This window comes from Anaerostipes sp. Marseille-Q3525, assembly GCF_018223505.1.
Lineage (GTDB): Bacteria > Bacillota > Clostridia > Lachnospirales > Lachnospiraceae > Anaerostipes > Anaerostipes amylophilus.
The window spans coordinates 89,379-112,483 of sequence record NZ_JAGTTT010000006.1 but is presented as its reverse complement, the minus strand read 5'-3'; the positions used below and the strand labels follow the sequence as shown (position 1 = coordinate 112,483).

Annotated in this window: 21 protein-coding genes; 13 read left to right on the top strand and 8 right to left on the bottom strand. The window is 37.7% G+C overall.

The features are described 5' to 3' along the window. Positions 1–186: 186 nt before the first annotated feature. Together KE503_RS04800 and KE503_RS04795 are read right to left on the bottom strand one after the other, a co-directional pair. On the bottom strand, positions 187–561 hold the full coding sequence (locus KE503_RS04800; RefSeq protein ID WP_055196422.1) for a DUF3783 domain-containing protein: 375 nt from the start codon (positions 559–561) through the stop codon (positions 187–189). Positions 562–594: 33 nt separating this feature from the next. Further along, positions 595–2,997 carry an endonuclease MutS2 gene (locus KE503_RS04795; RefSeq protein ID WP_212384610.1) on the bottom strand — a complete coding sequence of 801 codons (2,403 nt, stop codon included), beginning with the start codon at positions 2,995–2,997 and terminating at the stop codon, positions 595–597. A 198-nt stretch (positions 2,998–3,195) separates the two neighbouring features. On the opposite strand from KE503_RS04795, the gene ppk1 reads away from it, so the two are divergent. From ppk1 to KE503_RS04755, 8 genes are all read left to right on the top strand, one after another. After that, positions 3,196–5,256: a polyphosphate kinase 1 gene (ppk1, locus tag KE503_RS04790; protein ID WP_022374926.1), complete on the top strand. Its 2,061-nt coding sequence runs from the start codon at positions 3,196–3,198 to the stop codon at positions 5,254–5,256. Between the two features lie 145 nt (positions 5,257–5,401). Beyond that, a complete protein-coding gene (locus KE503_RS04785) occupies positions 5,402–6,343 on the top strand; it encodes a 3'-5' exoribonuclease YhaM family protein (protein ID WP_022374925.1) in 942 nt (313 codons plus the stop codon). Between the two features lie 44 nt (positions 6,344–6,387). Next, on the top strand, positions 6,388–8,037 hold the full coding sequence (gene rlmD / locus KE503_RS04780; RefSeq protein WP_212384609.1) for a 23S rRNA (uracil(1939)-C(5))-methyltransferase RlmD: 1,650 nt from the start codon (positions 6,388–6,390) through the stop codon (positions 8,035–8,037). A 31-nt stretch (positions 8,038–8,068) separates the two neighbouring features. Then, positions 8,069–8,440, top strand: coding sequence for a TnpV protein (locus KE503_RS04775; RefSeq protein ID WP_119637245.1), 372 nt, complete (start codon positions 8,069–8,071; stop codon positions 8,438–8,440). Between the two features lie 132 nt (positions 8,441–8,572). Beyond that, on the top strand, positions 8,573–9,256 hold the full coding sequence (locus KE503_RS04770; protein ID WP_005362343.1) for a response regulator transcription factor: 684 nt from the start codon (positions 8,573–8,575) through the stop codon (positions 9,254–9,256). After that, a complete protein-coding gene (locus KE503_RS04765) occupies positions 9,253–10,161 on the top strand; it encodes a sensor histidine kinase (protein WP_005362341.1) in 909 nt (302 codons plus the stop codon). The genes KE503_RS04770 and KE503_RS04765 overlap by 4 nt, the downstream gene beginning before the upstream one ends. A gap of 98 nt (positions 10,162–10,259) precedes the next feature. After that, a complete protein-coding gene (locus tag KE503_RS04760; protein WP_005362338.1) occupies positions 10,260–10,940 on the top strand; it encodes an ABC transporter ATP-binding protein in 681 nt (226 codons plus the stop codon). A 13-nt stretch (positions 10,941–10,953) separates the two neighbouring features. Then, entirely contained in the window at positions 10,954–13,503 is a 2,550-nt protein-coding gene (locus KE503_RS04755) for an ABC transporter permease (RefSeq protein ID WP_212384608.1), read from the top strand. 60 nt (positions 13,504–13,563) lie between these two features. Here KE503_RS04755 and mobQ read toward each other — a convergent pair whose 3' ends face one another. The 6 genes from mobQ to KE503_RS04725 form a co-directional block, all read right to left on the bottom strand. Then, positions 13,564–15,273, bottom strand: a complete 1,710-nt coding sequence (mobQ, locus tag KE503_RS04750) for a MobQ family relaxase (RefSeq protein ID WP_005362333.1) — start codon at positions 15,271–15,273, stop codon at positions 13,564–13,566. Between the two features lie 137 nt (positions 15,274–15,410). After that, entirely contained in the window at positions 15,411–15,632 is a 222-nt protein-coding gene (locus KE503_RS04745) for a DUF3847 domain-containing protein (RefSeq protein ID WP_005362330.1), read from the bottom strand. A gap of 170 nt (positions 15,633–15,802) precedes the next feature. Further along, positions 15,803–16,660: an ATP-binding protein gene (locus KE503_RS04740; RefSeq protein ID WP_118673842.1), complete on the bottom strand. Its 858-nt coding sequence runs from the start codon at positions 16,658–16,660 to the stop codon at positions 15,803–15,805. Beyond that, entirely contained in the window at positions 16,657–17,373 is a 717-nt protein-coding gene (locus KE503_RS04735) for a replication initiator protein A (RefSeq protein WP_212384607.1), read from the bottom strand. Before KE503_RS04735 ends, KE503_RS04740 begins: the two co-directional genes overlap by 4 nt. An 18-nt stretch (positions 17,374–17,391) precedes the next feature. Continuing rightward, positions 17,392–17,775 carry an adenylate cyclase gene (locus KE503_RS04730; protein WP_212384606.1) on the bottom strand — a complete coding sequence of 128 codons (384 nt, stop codon included), beginning with the start codon at positions 17,773–17,775 and terminating at the stop codon, positions 17,392–17,394. A 3-nt stretch (positions 17,776–17,778) separates the two neighbouring features. Continuing rightward, positions 17,779–18,696: a ParM/StbA family protein gene (locus KE503_RS04725; RefSeq protein ID WP_212384605.1), complete on the bottom strand. Its 918-nt coding sequence runs from the start codon at positions 18,694–18,696 to the stop codon at positions 17,779–17,781. 241 nt (positions 18,697–18,937) lie between these two features. On the opposite strand from KE503_RS04725, the gene KE503_RS04720 reads away from it, so the two are divergent. From KE503_RS04720 to KE503_RS04700, 5 genes are all read left to right on the top strand, one after another. After that, entirely contained in the window at positions 18,938–19,663 is a 726-nt protein-coding gene (locus KE503_RS04720; protein WP_249182963.1) for a M15 family metallopeptidase, read from the top strand. Between the two features lie 77 nt (positions 19,664–19,740). Beyond that, positions 19,741–20,280 carry an RNA polymerase sigma factor gene (locus KE503_RS04715; RefSeq protein ID WP_005348545.1) on the top strand — a complete coding sequence of 180 codons (540 nt, stop codon included), beginning with the start codon at positions 19,741–19,743 and terminating at the stop codon, positions 20,278–20,280. Next, the gene (locus KE503_RS04710) at positions 20,267–21,046 is read left to right on the top strand and encodes a hypothetical protein (protein WP_117602491.1); all 780 of its coding nucleotides are present in this window, start codon (positions 20,267–20,269) and stop codon (positions 21,044–21,046) included. The genes KE503_RS04715 and KE503_RS04710 overlap by 14 nt, the downstream gene beginning before the upstream one ends. After that, positions 21,030–21,914, top strand: a complete 885-nt coding sequence (locus tag KE503_RS04705) for an ABC transporter ATP-binding protein (RefSeq protein WP_117549563.1) — start codon at positions 21,030–21,032, stop codon at positions 21,912–21,914. The genes KE503_RS04710 and KE503_RS04705 overlap by 17 nt, the downstream gene beginning before the upstream one ends. Next, entirely contained in the window at positions 21,907–23,097 is a 1,191-nt protein-coding gene (locus KE503_RS04700) for an ABC transporter permease (protein WP_117549561.1), read from the top strand. Before KE503_RS04705 ends, KE503_RS04700 begins: the two co-directional genes overlap by 8 nt. Positions 23,098–23,105 lie beyond the last annotated feature (8 nt).

The following is a 23,105-nucleotide window of genomic DNA, read 5'->3' as shown; positions in this document are numbered from 1 at the left end:
GCTCATATTATGGCAAAATTCCAATGCATCGCGTTCAGTTGCTTATTTATTTTTTATCATATACCAGAAGTCTATAGTGTGGATAATTCACAAGATTGAAAATCTGCGTATTGCCACCGGTTTCTTATAAATATTTCTTGTTATCTTATTTCCGTCACATATACGAAAGCCTATCAAATCAGAAATTTAAGAATGCATCTTCGCATGCTCATCCCGAAGATTCTCATACAATTTCCGAGAATCCCACTTCTGATTCTCTTCTGTTAAAATCGCTTTCAAAGGAATTCCAGCAATGCGCTTCTTATGAAATCCTTTAATTATCTGATCGATCTCAAAACTGGTCAATCCAACTATGATCATCATCTCATCATCAAAAGAAAAATCACCAGAGAGATCTTCGCAGAATTCGAATCCATCAATATCTGCCAGGTATCCAATGGGCTGTCCAAAGTCAGATTCATTAATCTGTTTGATACGAATCTTTAAAGGCATTAAAACCCTGCGGATATCCAGTGCACGTTTTTTGTCTTTGATATTATATAATAAAATCTGTTTTTTCATCACTTAAAAACCTTTCTATCATATTGTTAGAGATTACAGCATAACAACTGTTACACCAAGATCGCCTTCACCATATTCACCATCACGATAACCAGAGATACGTTTCTGTTTCTTTAACTGCTTAAAGTAATTATGCAATCCCTTACGCAGTGCACCAGTACCTTTTCCATGAACAACAGTAATCTGTGCCAGGTTAGCAAGACAGGCATCATCAATATATTTATCAAGCTGTGCGATCGCTTCATCAACTGTCATACCCATTACATTAATTTCAGGACGGATGGAAGCGGATTTGTTGATCGCAGTACGTCCACGGTTGCGGCTTTCATTTCTTTGGTTTTCGCGTTTGACATCTTTTGCAGTCTTTGTGATCTCAAGATCTTTGATATTAACAAGAGAACGCATCATACCCATCTGAACATATAAATCCCCTTTTGCATTTGGAAGGGTGGAGACAGTTCCTGCAAGGGAAAGACTTGTTACATAAACTTCATCTCCTACATGGAAATCGCTTGCTTCATGGCGTTTCTTGCTCTGCTTCTTGGATTTATAAGCCATCTGGCCTTCTAGTTTTGTCATGCGGCCACGAAGATCGCTTCGCATATGTTCCATTTTCTTATTAGCATTTGGATTCTTATTTTGTTTCTTTAACTTGTTATATTCACGGATCGTAGAGTCTGCAACCTCTTTCGCCTCGGAAATGATGTTGTGAGCTTCCTCACGAGCTTCACGAAGCATCTTATCACGTTTTTCTTTGATATTGTCCTGACGGGATTTGAGACTCTTACGAAGTGTTTCAATTTCCTTGCGGTATTCAAGAATCTCTTCTTGTTCTTTCTCAATCGTCTGTTTACTCTTCTCAAGATCAGCTAAGATCGTTTCAAAGTCTTTGACAGATTCATCAATCTGTTCTGCCGCTCCTTCAATGATATGTTCATCTAATCCTAATTTTCTAGAAATTGCAAACGCATTACTCTTTCCAGGAATACCGATCATCAGACGGTAGGTTGGAGAAAGAGTTTCCACATCAAATTCACAGGAAGCATTTTCAATATCATCGGTAGAAAGTGCAAACATCTTAAGTTCACTGTAATGGGTTGTTGCCATTGTCTTGATTCCTCGATCGTGCAGATCACTTAAAATAGAAATCGCAAGTGCGGCACCTTCGATTGGGTCTGTACCACCACATAACTCATCAAGTAAGACTAAAGAATCTCTGTGAGCCTGCTGAACGATGGATACGATATTTGTCATATGAGAGGAGAACGTACTTAAATTTTGTTCAATACTCTGTTCATCCCCGATATCTGCAAAAATCTCACGGAAGATACCAAGAGAAGAACCCTGGAATGCAGGAATATGAAGCCCAGCCTGTCCCATTAAAGATAATAATCCAACGGTTTTTAAAGATACCGTTTTACCACCAGTGTTTGGTCCGGTAACGATCAGCATGGAAAAATCTTTTCCAAGAGAAACGTTGATCGGGACAACTTTTTTACGATCTAATAAAGGATGACATCCCTGTTTGATATTGATGATTCCATCTTCACGGAAAATAGGTTTGGATGCATCAAGATCCTTGGCATATTTGGCTTTCGCGAAAATAAAATCTAACAGGACAAGTGTTTTCTGATCATGTGCAAGATCGTCAACAACATAAGAAGCCTGTTCACTTAGCATAGAAAGGATATGTTCAATTTCAGACTGTTCTTTTCCTTCTAATTCTTTTAATTCATTATTTAATGTTACAACAGACATCGGTTCGATAAATAATGTATTTCCAGAAGCAGACTGATCATGGATCATTCCTTGGAAAGAACTTCTGTATTCCTGTTTGACAGGGATACAATAACGACCATTTCTCATCGTAACGATCGCATCCTGCAGTTTATCCTGATTGGAAGCAGAACTTACCAAAGCAGTTAACTGTGTATGAATCTTCTGATTTGTCTGTTTCATAGCACGGCGGATGTGCTTTAAAGTAGAAGAAGCATCGTCACTGATCTCTTCCTCGGAAATGATACAGCGGCGGATTTCGTGTAATAGATCATCTAAAGGCACTAGACTTTCAAAAAGTTCATCGAGAGAATCAGCCTCAATATCATCCTCCGTGCGGACCCCGTAAGAAACAGCGTTCTTTACAGATTCCAGAACACGGGCGATATCAAGAAGTTCTCCGGTTCCAAGAGTACCTCTCATCTTTAATCGTGCAAGAGAAGGGGAAAGATCACTTACCCCAAAAAAAGATACATTTCCACGTTTGTAGATACGTGTCAATGCATCCTGTGTCTGATCCTGAGCATTTAAGATATCAGCTTCTTCAGTCATCGGTTTTAAGTTGGCACACATCAACTTCCCAAGCTCGGTTGTCGCGTATCCGGTTAAAATATTTATGATCTTATCAAATTCAAGTGTTTGTAATACTTTTTGATTCATGAAAAATTCCTCATTTACATTAAATTATTGCAACTCATTTTACATATATAAAATAAGTTTATCATAGATTGTTTTTGCTGTAAACATAAGGAAAATGGGAAAGATATGGTTAATTTACAAGAACTTAACATAACAAGATATTTGATTTTACATTGAACCAGTACAATGAAAATGTATATAAAATAATTGGAGGAAAAGATGAAAACACAGCAAAAGATTTTTATGAACCGGGAACTATCCTGGCTCAAATTTAATGAAAGAGTATTAGAAGAAGCTGAGAATAAAGAAGTACCACTGTGTGAGAGACTGACATTCGCATCTATTTACCAGAGCAATTTAGACGAATTTTTCATGGTAAGGGTTGGATCACTGATCGATCAGATCCTGCTAGATAAAAATATGAAAGAAAACAAGACAAAAATGACACCAAAAGAGCAGCTGGATGCGATCATGCCGCAGGTTCGAAAGCTTAATAGAAGAAAAGATAATGTATATGAGGAGATGATGGATTCTCTCAAAGAACATAATATTCATTTTGTCAATTTTCAGAAAATATCCAAAAAAGAAAGTGAATATTTAAGAGCTTATTTTCAGGCAGAAATCGCACCATTGATTTCTCCAACGATCATCGGAAAGAGACAGCCATTTCCATTTTTAAAAAATAAAGAAATTTACGCAGTAGCTGTATTAGAAACTAAAAATGGAAAAGAAAAATTAGGAATTATTCCATGTGGAAATGAAGTGTTTGAGCGTCTGATCAATATTCCAGGAAAAGATGCCTATATGTTATCTGAAGAAATGATCCTTCACTATGTGCCAAGAATCTTTAAAGGATATCATGTCAAAGCAAAAACATTAATCCGCATTACAAGAAATGCAGATATTGATGCAGATGCTATGTATGATGAAGATCTTGATTATCGTGACTTTATGGTAGAATTGATTAAGAAACGAAAAAAATTAGCACCTGTAAGAATGGAACTTTCAAAAGAAATGGATGGAGAGATCATTGATCTTTTATGCGGGTATCTAGACCTTGATCCAGAATATGTATTTTATAATTACACACCATTAGATCTTTCTTTCATATTTACGATTCAGGATATTTTAAGAAGAGAGACAGATCTTTTCTTTGACAAAAGAGTTCCGCAGAGATCGCCTCAATTTAATGAAGATGAATCGATCATGGATCAGATTGCGAAGAAAGACAAACTATTGTCTTATCCATATGAAAGTATGCGTCCGTTTTTAAAATTACTTCAGGAAGCTGCAGAAGATAAAGATGTAGTATCAATTAAAATGACATTATATCGTGTAGCAAAACAAAGTAAGATCATCGCATCTTTGATCGAAGCGGCTGAAAATGGAAAAGATGTCACAATTCTTGTGGAGTTAAAAGCAAGATTTGATGAGGAAAATAATATCGAATGGTCCAGACAGTTAGAAGATGCAGGGTGTAGGGTTATTTATGGATTGGACGGTTATAAGGTACATTCAAAACTTTGTCTGATCACAAGAAAGAAACAGGGAAAAGTTGGATACATAACACAGATCGGAACTGGAAACTATAATGAAAAAACAAGCCGTCTGTATACAGATTTATCTCTGATGACAGCGAATGTTGATATTGCGATGGAGGCAGCAGAAGTATTTCAGGCGCTATCTATGGGAGAGACTGTGGAATCCGTGGATCACTTGCTTGTTGCACCACATTGTCTGCAAAATAAAGTGATTCATATGATCGATCGGGAAATTGAACATGCGAAGATCGGAGAGTCAGCCTACATTGGATTAAAAATGAATTCTCTGACAGATAAAAAGATCATGCAAAAATTAGTGGAAGCTTCAAAAGCGGGAGTTAAAATTGATATGGTGATCAGAGGAATCTGTTGTCTGATTCCTGAAATCAAAGGAGAGACAGAGAACATCCATGTAAGAAGTATTGTTGGAAGATATTTAGAGCATTCAAGAATCTATATTTTTGGAACACGAGGAAGAGAAAAAGTATATATTGCGTCCGCCGATTTTATGACGAGAAATACACTGAGAAGAGTGGAGGTGGCAACTCCGATTTATGATCCAGATATTAAAATGCAGTTGATCGAAATGTTCATAACAATGCTTTCTGATAATCAAAAAGCAAGGGAAGAAGACAACAAAGGGAATTATAAAATTCCGAAAAATCAGGATACACCATTAAATTCACAGGAGTTCTTTTATGAACAGGCATATAGAAGTGCTGGGAATGTAAATCTTTAAAATATTGAAAGACTGCCTAGAATCTAAATGAAATTCCCCTAGATTTTACAAGCAAACTATGGCATAATAACATAGGTAAAAAAACAGAGGATTTAAAAACGCCAGAAAAGAAGTTGGCGGAAACGAATTAGAAAGGCACAATAACATGAGATATATTAGTGATTTACATGAAGGAGATCAGGTTTCCGAGATTTATTTATGCAAGACAAAATCCCCGGGAACATCCAAATTTGGAAAATCATATTATTCCCTGACATTACAGGACAAGACAGGAATGATCGATGGAAAGGTATGGGAACTTACCAATGCGATCGGACATTTTGAAGCGATGGATTACATTTTAGTCAGAGGACAGGTAACAAGCTATCAGGGTTCTAACCAGTTAAACATCCAGCAGATCAGAAAAGCTCAGGAAGGTGAATTTGACATGGCAGATTATATGCCAAGTACGAAGAAAGATATTGATGGGATGTTTAAAGAACTTCTTGCAATGATCAATAAGACAAAGAACCAGTATTTAAAACAGTTAGCAGAAAAGATTTTTATTGAAGACAAAAATTTTGCAAGAGAATTCAAAGTACATTCAGCAGCAAAAAGCGTACATCATGGATATATCGGAGGACTGTTAGAGCACAGTTTATCTGTAGCAAAGATCTGTGAAAGCTATGCAAGTCTGTATCCACAGTTAAACAGAGATCTGATCGTGATGTGTGCATTATGGCATGATATGGGAAAAGTCGAAGAATTATCAAGTTTCCCAGAGAACGATTATACAGATGAAGGACAGTTAGTTGGACACATCGTAATGGGAGCGATCAAATTAGATCGTCTGATCCGCGAGATTCCAGGTTTCCCACCAAAACTTGCGAATGAAGTAAAACATTGCATGTTGGCACATCACGGAGAATTAGAATTCGGATCTCCAAAGAAACCTGCATTATTAGAAGCAATCGCTTTGAGCCAGGCTGATAACTTAGATGCCAAGATGGAAACATTTGCAGAGATCATGGAGAAACAGAAAGAAGATCAGGAATGGTCAGGATTCCAGCGTCTCCTAGACACAAGAATCCGTAAAACATCAATCTAATAAACAGACATCAGTTAACCGATCACAAAGATACAGAGGTGCGTATGGAATTTAAGAAAAATCAGATCGTAGAACTCTATATCGATGACATTGGAAACGAAGGAGAGGGCATCGGCCATATAGATGGTTATGCCCTCTTTTTAAAAGATGCGGTCATCGGAGACAAAGTTCGAGCAAAGATCATCAAAACAAAGAAAAATTACGGCTTCGCAAGAGTGGAAGAAGTCTTAGAAGCATCCAAAGACAGAGTAACTCCACGATGCCCAAAGGCAAGACAATGCGGAGGCTGCACATTACAGCATTTAGCTTATGAAAAGCAGTTAGAATATAAATTTAACAAAGTAAAAAACTGTTTAGAAAGAATCGGAGGTTTAGAAAACATCGAAGAAAAAATGGAACCGATCCTTGGAATGGAAGAACCATTTTACTATCGAAATAAAGCCCAGTTTCCAGTCGGATATGACAAAGAAGGAAATCTGATCACAGGATTTTATGCAGGAAGAACACATCATATTATTGACTGTACACATTGTATGATCCAGCATCCAGTTAACGAACAGATTTTACTAAAGGTCTTAGACTACATGAAGAAGAATAACATTACAGCCTATGATGAAAAGACTCATAAAGGCCTTGTTCGCCATATCGTAACAAGAGTCGGATTCAAAACAGGCCAGATCATGGTCTGTCTTGTTGTAAATGGAAGTAAAAAGAATTTAAAAAATTTAGATAAGCTCGTCGATTCCTTGACTGAAATCAAAGGAATGACAAGCATCTGTGTAAATATCAATAAAGAAAAGACAAACAGAATTCTGGGAAGCAGGATTGAAGAAGTCTATGGTAAACCATATATTTACGATTACATCGGTAATGTAAAATATCAGATCGGACCATTATCCTTCTTCCAGGTTAATCCAACACAGACAAAAGTGCTATATGAAAAAGCAATGGAATATGCAGACTTAAAAGGCGAAGAAACGGTATGGGATCTTTACTGCGGAATCGGAACAATCTCATTATTCCTAGCTCAGAGAGCAAAGAAAGTCTACGGAGTAGAAATCGTCAAAGAAGCCATCGACGATGCAAAATTAAATGCCAAGATGAATGGCTTTGACAATGCAGAATTTTTCGTAGGAAAAGCAGAAGAAGTACTACCAAGAGAATACGAGAAAAATGGAGTTTATGCAGACACGATTGTTGTCGATCCTCCAAGAAAAGGATGCGATGGGAAGCTGTTAGAGACAATGGTGAAAATGGCACCAAAACGCATTGTATATGTAAGCTGCGATCCGGCAACTTTGGCAAGAGATCTGAAGGTATTGTCAGGGGAAGGATATGAAGTTGAGAAGGTTTGTGCAGTGGATCAGTTTAGCCATAGTTCACATGTTGAGACGGTTGTTCTTTTGTCCCAACAAAAGCCGGATGACACGATAGAGATCGACTTAGACTTGGACGAGCTGGATGCTACAAGTGCCGAGTTGAAAGCAACCTATCAGGAAATCAAAGATTATGTGCTGAAAGAATTTGGCTTGAAGGTTTCAAATTTATATATTTCTCAAATCAAAAGGAAATGTGGAATCGAAGTAGGAGAGAACTATAATCTGCCAAAGACAGAAAATCCAAAAGTGCCACAGTGTCCGAAAGAGAAAGAAGAAGCAATTAAGGCTGCCCTGAAATATTTTGCGATGATCTAAGGACATTGCTGATTTCAAGGAGGAATAACACATGAAAAGCACATTTGAAAAAATGGGTGGAACCTACACACTTGGCGCAGACGGAATTTACTATCCGAATCTTGTCAGTACAGATGAAGAACCGCATTATGGGAAATATGGAATGATGCGAAAAACGTATCTGAAAGAGCATCGTCCGGCAATGTATTCACTGTATATGTTGGAAGACAGACTGACAGAACATCTGAATACTGTGGACGATGAAGCACAGGAGAGAATGGATATTCTGGTGCGTCAGATGATGGAGAGGCAGGGCATTACGGAAGAATTGAAAGCTTGTGACCAGATGGAATGGGTCAGAGCGGTAAATGGTATTCGTAATATGGTAGAAGAGATTGTGTTAAAAGAATTGGTCTATATTTAAAGTGTGGAAAGCTCCTTCGGGAGCTTTTTGCTGTTTATAAAATAAATTCTGTCGGAGATTTTGATTTAATGATTTGATTTATAAAACTGGCAATGATACAATTAGCGTAATTTGTAAGAAAGCAGAGAAAATATGAGTGAAAAGTTACTGATTGTTGAAGATGACAAAAAATTAAATGATGGAATCCGTCTGGCTTTAAAGAATGATGCTTATTTCTTTTATCAGTGCAGAACTTTGCAGGAAGCGAGAGCGATTCTAAACAGGGAAGACATTACATTAGTTTTATTAGATGTGAACTTGCCGGATGGGAATGGGATTGATTTTGTAAGAGAAATAAGGAAAAACAGTCAGGTGCCGATTATTCTGCTTACAGTAAATAACATGGAAGTGGATATTGTGACAGGATTGGAAGCAGGGGCAAATGATTATATTACGAAACCGTTTAGTTTGATGGTTTTGCGTGCAAGAGTGTCTGTGCAGCTTAGAAATAAAGAGGCAGCAGCTAAGAATTCTATGGAGCTTGATGGATTTGAGTTCTATTTCGATAAAATGGAATTTTTCAAAGATGGAGAACCTATTGAACTTAGTAAGACAGAACAAAAGCTCCTTAGAGTGCTGTGTGAAAACAGAGGAAAAGTATTGAAACGGGAATATCTGATTGACGAGGTATGGCAGGGAGATACAGAGTTTGTGGATGCCCATGCCTTGACTGTTGCAATCAAACGCCTCAGAGACAAATTAGAAGATGATACGCAGAAGCCTGAATATATCAAGACGGTTTATGGAATTGGTTATACATGGGCGGTGAATGGATGATAGAAACAATTATGTTGATTGTAGTTATATTTGTCCTGAGCGGAGTTTTTTGGTACAGCTTTTTTTATCAGAAAGAAAAAAAGCTTTTGAACCGGCTGCAGCAAATGCTGGACTGTGCAATAGATGGAGAACTGGAACGGACAGAAATATCAGAAGAAAAGTATTCTGCTCTTGAAAACAGCATGAAACAATATATAGACAGTAGCTTTCTGGCAGGAAAAAATCAACAGGAACAGAAAGAAGTGATACAAAAACTTATTTCAGATATTGCGCATCAGACACTGACTCCTATTTCAAATCTGAAAATCTATGGAGAAATACTCTCTGAAGTGAGTAATGAAAATCAGGAGGAAATAGCTACCATTTTGGAGCAAACAGAGAAATTAGATTTTTTGATACAATCATTGGTCAAATTATCACGGATGGAGAGTGGAATTATCGCAGTACATTCGGAGGATACTACTATTAAGCAGATGCTTGAATCTATACAGCAACAGTTTAACGTAAAAGTAAGGGAGAAGAATATTACTCTGAGCCTATGTGACACGGATTTGCATATTCGATGTGATTCAAAATGGACTGTGGAGGCACTCGGAAATATTGTAGACAATGCGATTAAATACACAGCATGTGGGGGAAATGTTCAGATAAAAGTCGAGCAGTATTCTTTTTTTGTAAAGATTGATATCATTGATGATGGCATTGGAATAGAAAAAGAAGAAATACCAAAGATATTTGGAAGGTTTTATCGGAGTCTGTCAGTGGCAGACCAGCCAGGAGTAGGAATTGGCTTATTCCTTGCAAGAGAGATCATTCAGGCACAAAAGGGGTATATAAAAGTGACATCAAAGAGAGGAAAGGGTTCTACATTTTCTGTGTTTCTTCCGATAGCAAAGAAGGAATAGTATCAAAACTGTGATATTTCAGAAACCAGATGGAGACATTGTTATGATAAAGTCTGTATTGTAAAGATCAATACAGGCTTTTTTGACGGGAGGATGGCATGAATATATTAAAAGCAGTAAATTTACGAAAAATATATGGGCAGGGAGAAACAGAAGTCAGGGCTCTTGATGGTATAAACCTGGAAGTAGAAAAAGGGGAGTTTGTAGCGATTGTTGGAACCTCTGGAAGTGGAAAGTCTACATTGCTTCATATCATTGGTGGTTTGGATAATCCAACATCCGGTCAGGTCATTGTTGACGGACAGAATTTAAGCCATATGACAGATGAAGAGCTTACTATTTTTAGGCGTAGAAATATTGGATTTGTATTTCAACAGTATAATCTGGTTCCGATGCTGAATGTATGGGAAAATATTGTTCTTCCTGTAAAACTGGATGGAAAAAAGATTGAAAAAGGCTATGTAAATGAAATCATAGATACACTGGGCATTCGGACAAAACTGGAAAATCTTCCAAGTGCACTGTCAGGGGGTCAGCAGCAAAGGGTGGCAATCGCAAGAGCATTAGCGGCAAAACCTGCTATTTTGCTGGCAGATGAACCGACAGGCAATCTGGACTCAAAAACGAGTCAGGATGTATTGGGACTTTTAAAAGTCACCAGTAAGCGTTTTCATCAAACGATTGTAATGATTACTCACAATGAGGAGATTGCCCAGATGGCTGACAGGATTTTACAGATTGAAGACGGAAAAATTGTTTCAGACAGTGGTTTGGTATAGTGAGGGCGTTTATATGGTAAAAGTAGAGAATAAAGAAACGTTACGATTATTGACGAAACGTTTTATGAAAATGAACCGAGCAAGAAATATTATTGCTGTTATTGCAATCATGTTGACATCACTGTTATTTACAAGCCTCTTTGTGGGGAGCGTATCCATGATACTTTCCAAAAGAGCAACGGAAATTAAGCAATTTATGGATTCATCCCATGCTATTGCGCAGAATTTGTCAGAAGAAGATGCGGAGAGATTGCAAAAAACAATAGAACAAAGTGATGAGGTGGAACGATATGGAACAGGCATTTTTCTGGGAGCAGGAAGAGATAAACATTTTGGCTTTTCAGTAGAAGTTAGATATGCAGATAAAAATATGGCAGAAAGCTTTAATTGTCTGCCAACTACAGGAAGACTGCCAGAGAAGGAAAATGAAGTAGCAGTCAGCAGCTTGGTACTGGAAGCATTGGGAGTTACACCAAAGATTGGGGAAGAAGTCACGCTGACGTGGGAAGTAAATCCAATGCTGAAACAATACAAAACAGATACATTCCAGATATGTGGATTTTGGCAGGGTGATAAGGCTGTTTTAGGTCAGATGGTCTGGGTATCTGAAGCCTATGCGAAGGAGAATTGTTATCCTGTTACACAGAAAGAATTAGAAAATGGTATCTATAATGGGGGAAAGGAGTATTCTGTCTGGTACAAGAATCTTTGGAATCTGGAAAAGAAAACAGAAAATATATCTAAGACAGCAGGATTTACGAAAGCAGGGACAGGATTGGAGATCAATCCGGCATATAATCTTTTTGAAGAAGATTCATTTTCATTCACTTCCCTTATTGTAATGGTACTGTTTGTGATATTGGCTGGTTACTTAATTATTTATAATATTTTTAATATATCCGTGAAAACGGATATTAGAGCCTATGGATTATTGAAGAACGTGGGAACAACAGGAAAACAATTGAAAAAAATTGTACGTATGCAGGCATGGAAATTGTCAGCAGTGGGGATTCCAATCGGATTGATTTTCGGTTATCTTGCAGGTTTTTGTATGTCGCCGTCTCTGACAGCAGATGCCCAAATCAGTGCACAGGCAGGAAAGACTGCACAGACAGTAGTATCAACTAATCCTTTGATTTTTTTTGCAGCAGCACTTCTGACACTTTTAACGGTGTATTTATCCAGTCTACAGGCTTGTAAAATGGTGGAAAGAGTTTCGCCTGTGGAAGCCCTACATTTGGCAGAAGGAGAGCAGTCACAGAAGAAAATAAAAAAGAATACTTCTGTAACCTGGTGGGGAATGGCAGTTCAAAATGTGTTCCATAACTGGAAAAAGGGATTGATTGTTATGTTTTCTATCGCTCTTTCTATGGTAGTGGTCAACTGTATTGTGATGTTGGTGCAGGGATATGATTTTGAGTCTTACCGGAATATATTTTTAGCATCTGATTTTCAACTGGATCAGATGACCGACACTTTATCGAATACAAATTTCAATGGTATTACACCTGAAATCAAAGAGATTCTGAATAAGTGTCCGGAAAGTGAGAAAACAGGATATGTGTATTATTCGGAAGAAAGACATAAGATGGAACCGGCACTTTTGAAAACGTGGGAGACATTGGCAGAAAAAAACAAAGAAAACTGGACAGATTATGAAAAGCAAATCTGGGAGGAAACAAAAGCGGATAATACTGTAAAGGTTCATTTCCTCGGAATTAGTGAAGCGGTGTTTGATATGTTAGAATGGAAAGGGGAAAAATGTTCCTGGGATACGTTTAAAAGTGGGGATTATGTGATTGTGGACTATAGTGATAAATATACAGAACAACCAGTTTCTTATTATCAGTCTGGCGAAACTTTTAAAATGGAGTACGGAAACGGAAAACAGAAAGATTATGGGGTGATCGGAGAAGCTATGATGCCATATTCCCTGGATTATCCGTATGCAGATTCTGTTTATGTTACAGTAATGGTCCCAGAAGAAGAGTATATCACCCAGACAGAAAATCAATCAGCAATGTATGCTACTATTGATGCCAAGAAGGGCGAGGATAAGCAAGTAAAAGAATACATTGATAAAAATGTTTTGAAAGAAAATGATATGATAAATGTTTTTTCTGTATTGGATATGAAGGCGAGCTTTAGGCGGTTTGTCAGTAAATATTATATGATCGGTAGTTTTCTTGTCGTTATTTTAGCCTTTATTGGCATTATGAATTTCTTTAATACAACAGCAACTTCTGTAATTAGCAGAAAAAAAGAACTGGCACTTTTGGAAGTTGTTGGAATGACGAAAAAACAGATATCGAAAATGCTAGTGGCTGAGGGATTCCTATATTTGGGAGGCGCATTTATGATTGCAGTATTGTTAGTTGTGGTTGGAGCAAAGCAGATTTTAATAAATACGCTCGGTACGGCATTTTTCTTCCGGCTACATCTTACGATAGTGCCATGTGTGCTTATGATTCCAATTTTGGTTGGGATTGCGTATGTGATACCAAAGTATCAGTTTGAAAAGATGAGTCGGGAAAGTGTTGTTGAAAGAATTCGCAAGGAATAGAAACAAGGTATCAATTAGGCGTATGGATTTGCTGATCCATGCGCCTCTTTTTAAAGGAAATTATAATTCCATATCATATGACCTTTTCTTAGATCGAACAGGCTGATTTCGTCGCATCTCTTGTTTCCTCTGATATTCAAGTTCCCATGCACGATGGGAGAAAACATCAGGATCTTCCACATTGAGATAATCCACCTCATTGGCTGCAATATCACGACGGTGATAGTCGTAATATTTACCGAAAGTACCTTTGAGTTGTTCAATCAGCTTATCCCGGAAATCAGGACGTATCTGGATTCTGGTATCCAGTAATTTGGTATATTGTTCTGGCTCAGGACGAAATTTTTCTTCCCGGAAAGCAGTGGCGTCTTTTTCAAGCTGTTTTTTGAGCGAGGTGTCCTGAGAATCCAGGACATCCAGATTTTTATTCATCTGGTCGTATTTCTTGGATAGATTCATCATATCTTTATCGGTAGTGCATTGTGCCTGGAAGATTAGCTGCTCTTTCCGTGATTTCAGTTCTTCAATTTCTTCGGTAACAGTGGTAAGCTGTTGATTCAATTTTATATGCTGGATGGGATTCAAAATACTGGTTTTATCCTTTTGCACATTCAGTTCTTTCCGTTCCGAAACTTTCGCTTTGAGTTTCTTCTTAACAGCATTATATTTATTCAGTATTGGATTAAAATGATTCATCCAATCATGAATTACTTCTTTTTGCATCTCATTATGAAGTAAATGATATTGTGTAAAAATCATATGATTTCGGATAGTTTCCATTGTTTCTGCAATTACAGGAATAGAATTTTTGACAGCTTGAGCCAGTTTCGATATCTGAGTTTTTAATTCCCGGAGCATTTGATTATCTGCACGAATCTGACGGTTGATTTCACAGCGGTCAGCTATCATTCCTTTCTTTTCCATATTCTGGGCAATGTAGCCTTCGTGGATGGTCGGCTGTTCGGTGATTCCCTGATCTGCAAAGCTGCGGTGATCAATGGATGCATTTATCTGATTGCGGGCAAGCATTTCATTTACAGTATCTGCCCAGTTTGCTCTCCAGATACAGAGTTGTTCATCACTGTTCCATTGTTCAGAAATAGGATTCTGCCTGCCGTAGCGGCTACTTTTAGGATGTTTGTCGATGCGGTCATAGCCCTTTTCCTGTGCGTCAGATGCGGTCATATAAATCTTCTTTTTTCCAACTTTATATCTGTATTGCTTTTCCCAGCCATCTTTTTGTGCAGTTTTGAATTCAGTAGCTGTAAATCCTTTTTCTTCCCCATTTTTTATACAGAGATATTCTTTTTCTGTTTTATACTGCCATGTTCCATTTTCATTCAGTGGACGGACGGTAAGCAGAATGTGTGCATGAGGATTGTGTCCATCTGTATCGTGAATAGCAAAGTCAGCACACATGCCCATATCCACAAAATTCTTTTGAATAAAATCCTGAAGAAGAGAAATATTGCTGTTTTTATCTAACTCGACGGGGAGTGCGACAACAAATTCTCTTGCCAGTCGGCTGTCTTTGGTCTTTTCGGTTTCTTCCACAGCATTCCAGAGTTGTTCCCGGTCATTCCATTCCGATGGAGCCATTGGAGGAAGCATCACTTCCTGATAGATCAGACCCTGCTTTCTAGTATAGTCATGCTGAATGCCGTCATAATCATTGTACATGCGGCTACAGCTCATATAAGCAGAAGCAGCAACAGCAGACCGACCGGAACCACGGCTGACGACTTTGGCTTGCATATGATAAATTGCCATATCTGGCACCTCCTTTCGATGTTGCCTGCAACAGCGGATAAAGCCCTCGGCAGAGCGCACGAGCCCCGAAGGGGATACCACTGCCTGATTTATCAGGTGGTGAGTAAGTGCGCCCTTCGGGAGTAGAACTTGTGCGTTTACATTCCCCGTAGCCGGATCATCAGCTCCCGTTTCAGGGAATCTAAATCCATTTCTTTAATATGGGGAACAATACTTTCCAGAATGGCTCCTTCCTGGACTAATCGGTGTGTTCTGGCATCACGTTCTTTTTTGCGATTTCTTGCTTCGGCTTCTTCCTGGCGGTGTCTTGCCTGTAAAAGTGCTTTTTCTTCCGGTGTCATGATTCTTTTATCTGCCATATCTGGCACCTCCTTTTTATGCCCGTATCCGGGCAGTTTTGGTTTTAAAATCTTTTGGTTTGGTACTATGGTTTTAGATAACTGACAGTGGCATATTTCTGGTAATAAATGAGGAAAGAAAGTAGTACCACTGTCAGTGAAAAGTAATCATTGTGTTATACTTCTTCGAGTCAATTCTGGTTCGGAGCATGATTGTTCAACAGGATTTTTTTCGCCTGTTTTAAATTAGCTGTTGCATTGTCCTGACGGATATTCCGGTTATTGATACGGACAGGAATACATCTCTCCAGAATACGGTCATAAATTCGTTTGTGTGCGATATCAGCTGCGTTATTCAGCTCTGATAAAGTGAGATTGGTCGTTATGATCAGGGGCTTTTTACTGCGGTAACGACTGTCGATCACATTGAATACCTGTTCCAGTGCAAAGTCAGAGTTCCGCTCAATTCCGAGATCATCAATAATCAGAAGACTGTAGCGGTTTAAGCTGTTGATGAACTGGTTTCTGTCTTCAAAATGCATTCCGGTAAGGGTATTTAGAATCCGGGAAAAGTTGGTCATCAGTACAGGAACGCCTTTTTCCAGAAGGGCATTGGCAATGCAGCCTGCAAAAAAAGATTTTCCAGTACCGACATCACCCCAGATGAGAAGTCCGGAAGCGTTTGCTTTCATCTCTTCCCAGTTGCTTACATAATTGTGTGCCAGTTTTATTTCCGGATTGATGCCGTTATCCCTGGCAAAAGTGTAGTCATAGAGTGCTTTGTCCTGTAAGCCGCTGGTTTTAAGATGCTCTATTTCCATTTGTTTTTCATGAAGTTTTCTCTGGGCCTCTTCCTGCTCAAAGATTTCCTGCTGGCATTTACAGCGGATGGAAGGAATAAGAACCTTTCCCTGTAATTCATGCCGGCATTGTCTTGGCGTATTGCATTTGGAACAGTAGATCAGGTGGTCTGTTTCGTTAAAATATTCATCAGGCTGAAGTTCTCTGTTTGGTGTTATAGCATTTGCTTTTTCTGTAAATCTTGTCATAGTGTTTCGTATTCCTCACTTTCGTAATTCCTTTGCCGGGAAGCAGGATGATCCTGTCTTGCCCAACTGATGATGGTAGCTGCATGGTTCTGGTATTGCTTTCCGGTAGAAGCCATATAACCGGATAAGCGTTCAATATAATCCTGCCAGTCAGGGATTGTCTGCCGGATATCTTCCAGCTCTTTTTCCGACAGAAAAACATTTTGAAATTTTCCATAGGGTGAGAGTAGATCCTTACTCCCTCTTTTTTTTAAATTGTTCTTTTTTATCTCTTTCTTATTACCAGACAGTTTTCTGTCTGTATCAGGGAAAGAATCCTGTCTGTCAATAGGACAGTTTTCTGTCTGTCTTAGGGAAAGAAATCTGTCTGTATAGTGGATGGTTTCTTTTGGGAGTTTTACATAAATCCGATTAGGTTGTCCGGGTCCCTGCCGTTTTCGGAAGATAAGCTCCTGTTTTTCCAGTACTGCCAGAGCAGTTTTAACAGTCATCTGGCTTTTGTGGAGAACTTCTGCCAGTGCTTCAATCGTAAAGTAAATGAACACATGACCATCTGTATCTGACCAGCCCTCATTTTTCTGGGAAAGCCTTGCCCGGTCGAGCAGGATAATATAAAGCATTTTGGCAGTTTCGTTTATTTTCATATCCAGAAGAAAACGAGGAAACATCATATAAGATGGCAGGTTGGTGTCTGCTGTCAGAAAGTCCGTCATGTGTTCACCTCCAATCAGTTATTCGCCAAGAAAATCCCAGTCTACATCACTATCTGGCTGTGAATTTTCAGGTGTTGGAAAGGACGCCCTGATTTGGGGCTCCCTTTGCACCATGCCTGCAGTCAGTCCGGAAAGAAAAAGTGGCAATGCCTGTTTCAGATTGTTTTCCACTGCATCTACAATCTGTTTCACAAAAAGTTCTTCCCGTTCTCTTGTTTCCAGATAAGGATCAGCCTGTGTGCGGTAGTAGCGGTCAAAATAATCTACCAGTGCAAGAGAGATTACCTGACTGTAAGATTTAAAATCCTGTCTGTCCATCGTCTGTAAATATTCCCAGGCTTTCCGCTGTTGAGCTTTGTCCAGATTAAATCGCAGGTTTGTGTTGCGGATATTGTTCTGCATGGTTTATCCCCTCCTTTTCAGGCTCATATAAGCCAGAGATTCGTAACCTTTGGCAGTGGCGCAGATGTCATCAATGATGGTGACTCGTGATTTGTCATAAGTTCCGAAGTTACGGATCAGGCATCCACCGCCGCCAACCACATACAGGCGCATCAGGTCAGGATTGTATTCATATTTGCGGAGCGTGGAAAAAAGTTCTGCCACATACTGTCTGGCAATAGAACTGATACAATCCAGATATGGCGCTGAAATGTCAGCTGTTCTAAACCGCAGAATCTGTTCTACCGTGGATTCTTCAATCTTCACTCCAAATTTGTCCAGAACAGCGTTCTTTGCAGCAATCATGCATTGGTTTACACCAAGTTTTTCTGTCCAGCATTGGTTTTCCTGTGCTTTCTTATTGTTGATATACAGAATGTTCATGGTTCCGTTTCCGATATCTGCAAGGAGATTGGTTCCCTTGAAATCTCTAATCTGGTTTACGATAGCAGGATATCCCTGTGGGTAAAGGCTGCATCCCACAAAGCGGAGATGATACTCTTTGCTGTTAAAACGGTAATGGACTTCTGGATTCTGGAGCAGATAGGAACGAAAAGCTTCTCTTTGATTTCTGATCCATGTCAGAGGAAGTCCGGCAGCCAGATGAACATCTGCTTCACGGATGGAAAAGACATTCAGTTCCCTTGCAATAGCCATTAGCGTCAGAAGATAATATTCTTCGTCCATAGCCTTATCCGGAATAAATTCTTTGTGTCCTTCGCCAATCCGGTAGTAAATGCCGTTATATTCCAGAATATTCCCGGTGAAGATTGGTTCTGTTTCATAGGCTTTGATTCCAGTTGGTGTGACGGTGTTTGCTGTTTTCATATTGCCGTAGCCATGATCTACAGCAATGATTTTTGTGTTTCTGAGTTCTCGCATAAAAAATACCTCCGTTTTCGTATTGATTGATTCAGCAGGTCGTACCGGTGTGGTACTGCTCTGCTGTGGGATAAGCATACGAAAATCGGAGGAAAAAGGCATTGAGGGGAAATTGAGCTGGAATTGAGAAAAAATAAACTTTTTATTGATAAATAAGTTTAGATACTAACTCTTTTGTCGTTTTGGTTGTTAATTATATTAAAAGTAGAAATATTTTGATAATGAAAGTGTGGGAGAGAAAATGAACAAAAGAAGATACAGCAATCGTAGAAGAAAGAATATTTTACGAGTATTCATTCTTTTAATGACTATCATAATAACCGTTGTAATGTGGAGAACAATAAAAATCGATGTGCAGGTTGGAGAATTAACATTACCGAAAATTTTGCAGTCAGAAAAGTCCTTTGCAGACACTTCGGGTGAATGGAATCTTATTTTGGTCGATCGAAATCATTATATTCCAAATAATTATCAAGTAGAATTGACAGAATTATCGAATGGTAAAAAAGTAGATTCACGGATTTATCCAGAATTACAACAAATGTTTAATGATGCAAGAGCTGAGGGGCTGGCACTGTTTGTTAGAGAAGGATATCGAACAACAGAAGAACAACAAAAAATTATGGACGAGAAAATCAATGAATATGAAAAACAAGGATATTCTGCGAAAGAAGCAAAAAAAAGAGCCGAGAAATATGTCGCAATTCCCGATACAAGCGAACACCAATTAGGACTGAGTGTTGATATTAATGCGGATACCGACAAATTTTCTTCTGAAAAAGTATATCAATGGTTAGACGAAAATGCATATAAATATGGGTTTGTAAAACGTTACCCGGAAGATAAAACGGATATAACAGGAATTAGTAATGAACCATGGCATTACCGTTATGTTGGAACGACTGTCGCTAAAATAATGAAAGAAGAAAATTTATGTTTGGAAGAATATTTAGAAAAATATAAATAAAAACAAAAGAAAATCCTAACTTTTTTTATAGTAGGATTGTTATATTATTTAGAAAACAGAGGGAGGCAAATTTGCGAATGGAATACAAAACTGATTCTTTGTTAGTACATCTAGCAAGAGCAGGAGATGAAGATGCGTGTGAAAAACTGGTCAAAAAATATTACTCAAGTATATATCAATATTGTTTGCTACATATCAATGATCCCTATGAGGCAGAGGATTTGACACAAGAAGTGTTTACACGTTTCTTTTCCAATTTATATAGATATAAAGAATATGGAAAAGTTAAGAATTATCTTTATACAATTGCCGGAAATACCGTTAAAAATTATTACAAAAAGAAAAAAGATATTCCATCAGAGGAACTGCTAAAATCAGAGGACTGTAGTAAAAATCATGTAGAAGAGCTAGGAGTCCGATTAACTATTGAACAGGCAGTGAGAAAGTTACCGGAAGAAATTAGAGAAACGGCAGTTTTATATTTTTTTCAGGAATTGAAGCAAAGAGAAATTGCAGAATTACTTCATATCAAACTTTCTCTTGTAAAATATCGAATCGGAAGAGCAAAAGAACTTTTAATGAAAGAGTTGGAGGTGAAAAAAGATGAAGAATTATAAGCAACAAATAAAGGAATATAAAGAGGAGATTGAAGAAAAGTATGTAAGGGCTGAAGCAGAGAACAAAACAGTAAAAGCATGTCAGAATATTTTGTCAGAGTCGGTTTTATCGAAACAATCGCATAGAACATCTTATTTTGAATTTTTGTATGAGCAGACAAAATTCATAAAAAAAAGATGGTGGATTTTACAAGGTTGTGTTCTTATGTGTCTATGGATATGGTTGAGTAATTATACGTCAGACATAAAAGATATGATGAGGATTATGGGAATATCTGCCACAATATTTGTGGTTCTGATTATCCCGGAAATTTGGAAAAACAGAAGAAATGGTGCGATTGAGATTGAGCAGGCGTCTTATTACACACTGCGTCAGATTTGTACAGCAAGAATGTTAATGTTTGGAGTAGTGGATCTGGTGATCGTTATGGTGTTTTTGGCGATTACATATCAAACAACAATACTCTCGTTAAGTGATTTGGTGGTTAATTTTTTGCTTCCGGTAAATGTTTCATGTTGTATATGTTTTCGTGTATTGTACAGCAGATGGGAAAAATCAGAATATATAGCAGTGCTTTCTTGTCTGGTATGGGTTGGTTTATGGATGATGATTGTTGCAAATGATGTTATTTATCAGAAAATTGTAACTCCGGTATGGGTGGTTATGCTGATATTGACTTTTGTATATTTTATTTTTTGTGTTCAGAAGTCATTGCTATTTGATGAAAAAATTTTGGAGGATTACACGTATGAAATTAGAATTTAAAAATGTAACAAAACAATACGGAGAAGTAAATGCTGTTAATAAAGTGAATTGTGTTATGGAAAAAGGAATTTATGGACTGCTTGGAGTAAATGGAGCAGGAAAGACCACATTAATGCGTATGCTTTGTACGATTGTTCAACCATCAGAAGGACAAATATTATGGAATGGTAAAGATATATGGAAACTAGGAGGTGAATACCGAGAAGTTCTGGGATATTTACCACAGGATTTTGGATATTATCCAGATTTGACCGTATATGATTACATGATGTACATTTCTTCTATAAAAGGGTTAAAAATACCGTTTGCCAGAAAAAAAGTGAAGCAATTATTAAATCAAGTAGGAATGGAAAAATTCAGTAAAAGAAAAATGAAGAATTTGTCTGGAGGAATGGTTAGACGTGTAGGAATAGCACAGGCGATGTTAAACGATCCGCAAATTCTTGTCCTGGACGAACCTACCGCTGGATTAGACCCGAATGAAAGAATACGTTTTCGTAATTTAATTAGTGAATTGTCGGAAGAACGTTTGGTGCTCTTGTCTACACATATTGTATCGGATATTGAGTACATTGCGAATAATATTATGTTAATGAAAGATGGAGAACTTTTTTATGCAGGTACCGCGGAAGAATTAGTATCTTCTATGAAAGAAAAGGTATGGCAATGTAATGTTTCGAGAAGTATGATAGACAAATATATGAGTGAATATTTGGTTGGAAATATAAAAACAACAAAAACCGGAGCAGAGCTTAGAATTATTTCAATAGAAAAGCCAACAGAAGATGCTGTGGCTGTAGAAAAAAATCTGGAAGATGCATTTCTATTTTATTTTGGAGAAAAATCGGAGGAAAAACAAGATGCTTAAATTAGAATTAAAACGAATTTTTTCAAAGAAAATTAATGTATTTGCAATCGGATTGGCATTGATACTTGCTGTCATTTTTAGCGGATTTGCAGTTACAAGTAATCGCTATGTGGATGAGAATGGAAATGCTAGTACTGGAATTATGGCAACAAGAAAACTTACAGATAACAGACGAGCATGGAAAGGTACATTGACAGAAGATGAACTTGGAAAAGTTATAGAACAAAATAAAAATGCGATGACACAATCCTCAGAAGAAAATGCGATTTACGGAACGACATTACAACCGATAGATGATATTAGGGGTTTTATAATATCGGTATTAACACCGGATGCAGAATATGATGAAAGTGTTCTGAATCAAATTACAGAAGAAAATGTGCAAGAGTTCTATGACACTTATCATAAAAATATGGAAAAGATGGCAGAAGAATATGGAAAGACTTCTGTACAGAAAAAATACTTGGAAAAGAAATATAATGAAATAAAATTACCAGTAGAATACGAATCTTATAGTTCATGGGATACTATGATTATGTATGTAGAAACGTATTCTATTATTCTGGCAATCATAGTTGGTTTTATTTGTGCTGGAATATTTGCAGATGATTTTCAGACAAAAGCAGATGCAGTATTTTTCTCTACAAAGTATGGACGTACAAAAGCTGTTAAAACAAAAATACTGGCAGGAATAGCTACGACAGTTATGATTTATTGTATGGGAATTATATTACTTAGTGTGATTTGTTTTGGAATTATGGGAACCAGTGGTATGAATACACCTTATCAAATGTATCAGGCGTATAGTATTTACATTATGTCATATGGACAATACTATTTGTTGACAGTTGTATGTGGATTTATAGCCAGTATGCTGGCGGCTGTAGTGTCTATGTTAGTAGCGGCTAAAATGCATACAATTAGTGTCGCTGTTTGCATTCCGTTCTTTTTATATTGCTTATTGCCATTTATAGGACGGGCACTTTCTGGGTATACAACGCTTTTCAATTTGATACCAACAATTTTGACAAATGTACAGGCAAGTGTAAAAGTCCCACTTATTTATCAGATTGGGAATTGTGTATTTCGACAAATTTCGCTTGTAATGGTAATGTATACAGTGATGGCAATAGCCTTACTGCCTTTTATTTATAAGAGTTTTCGCAGATACGGAAATAAGTAAAAATTGTA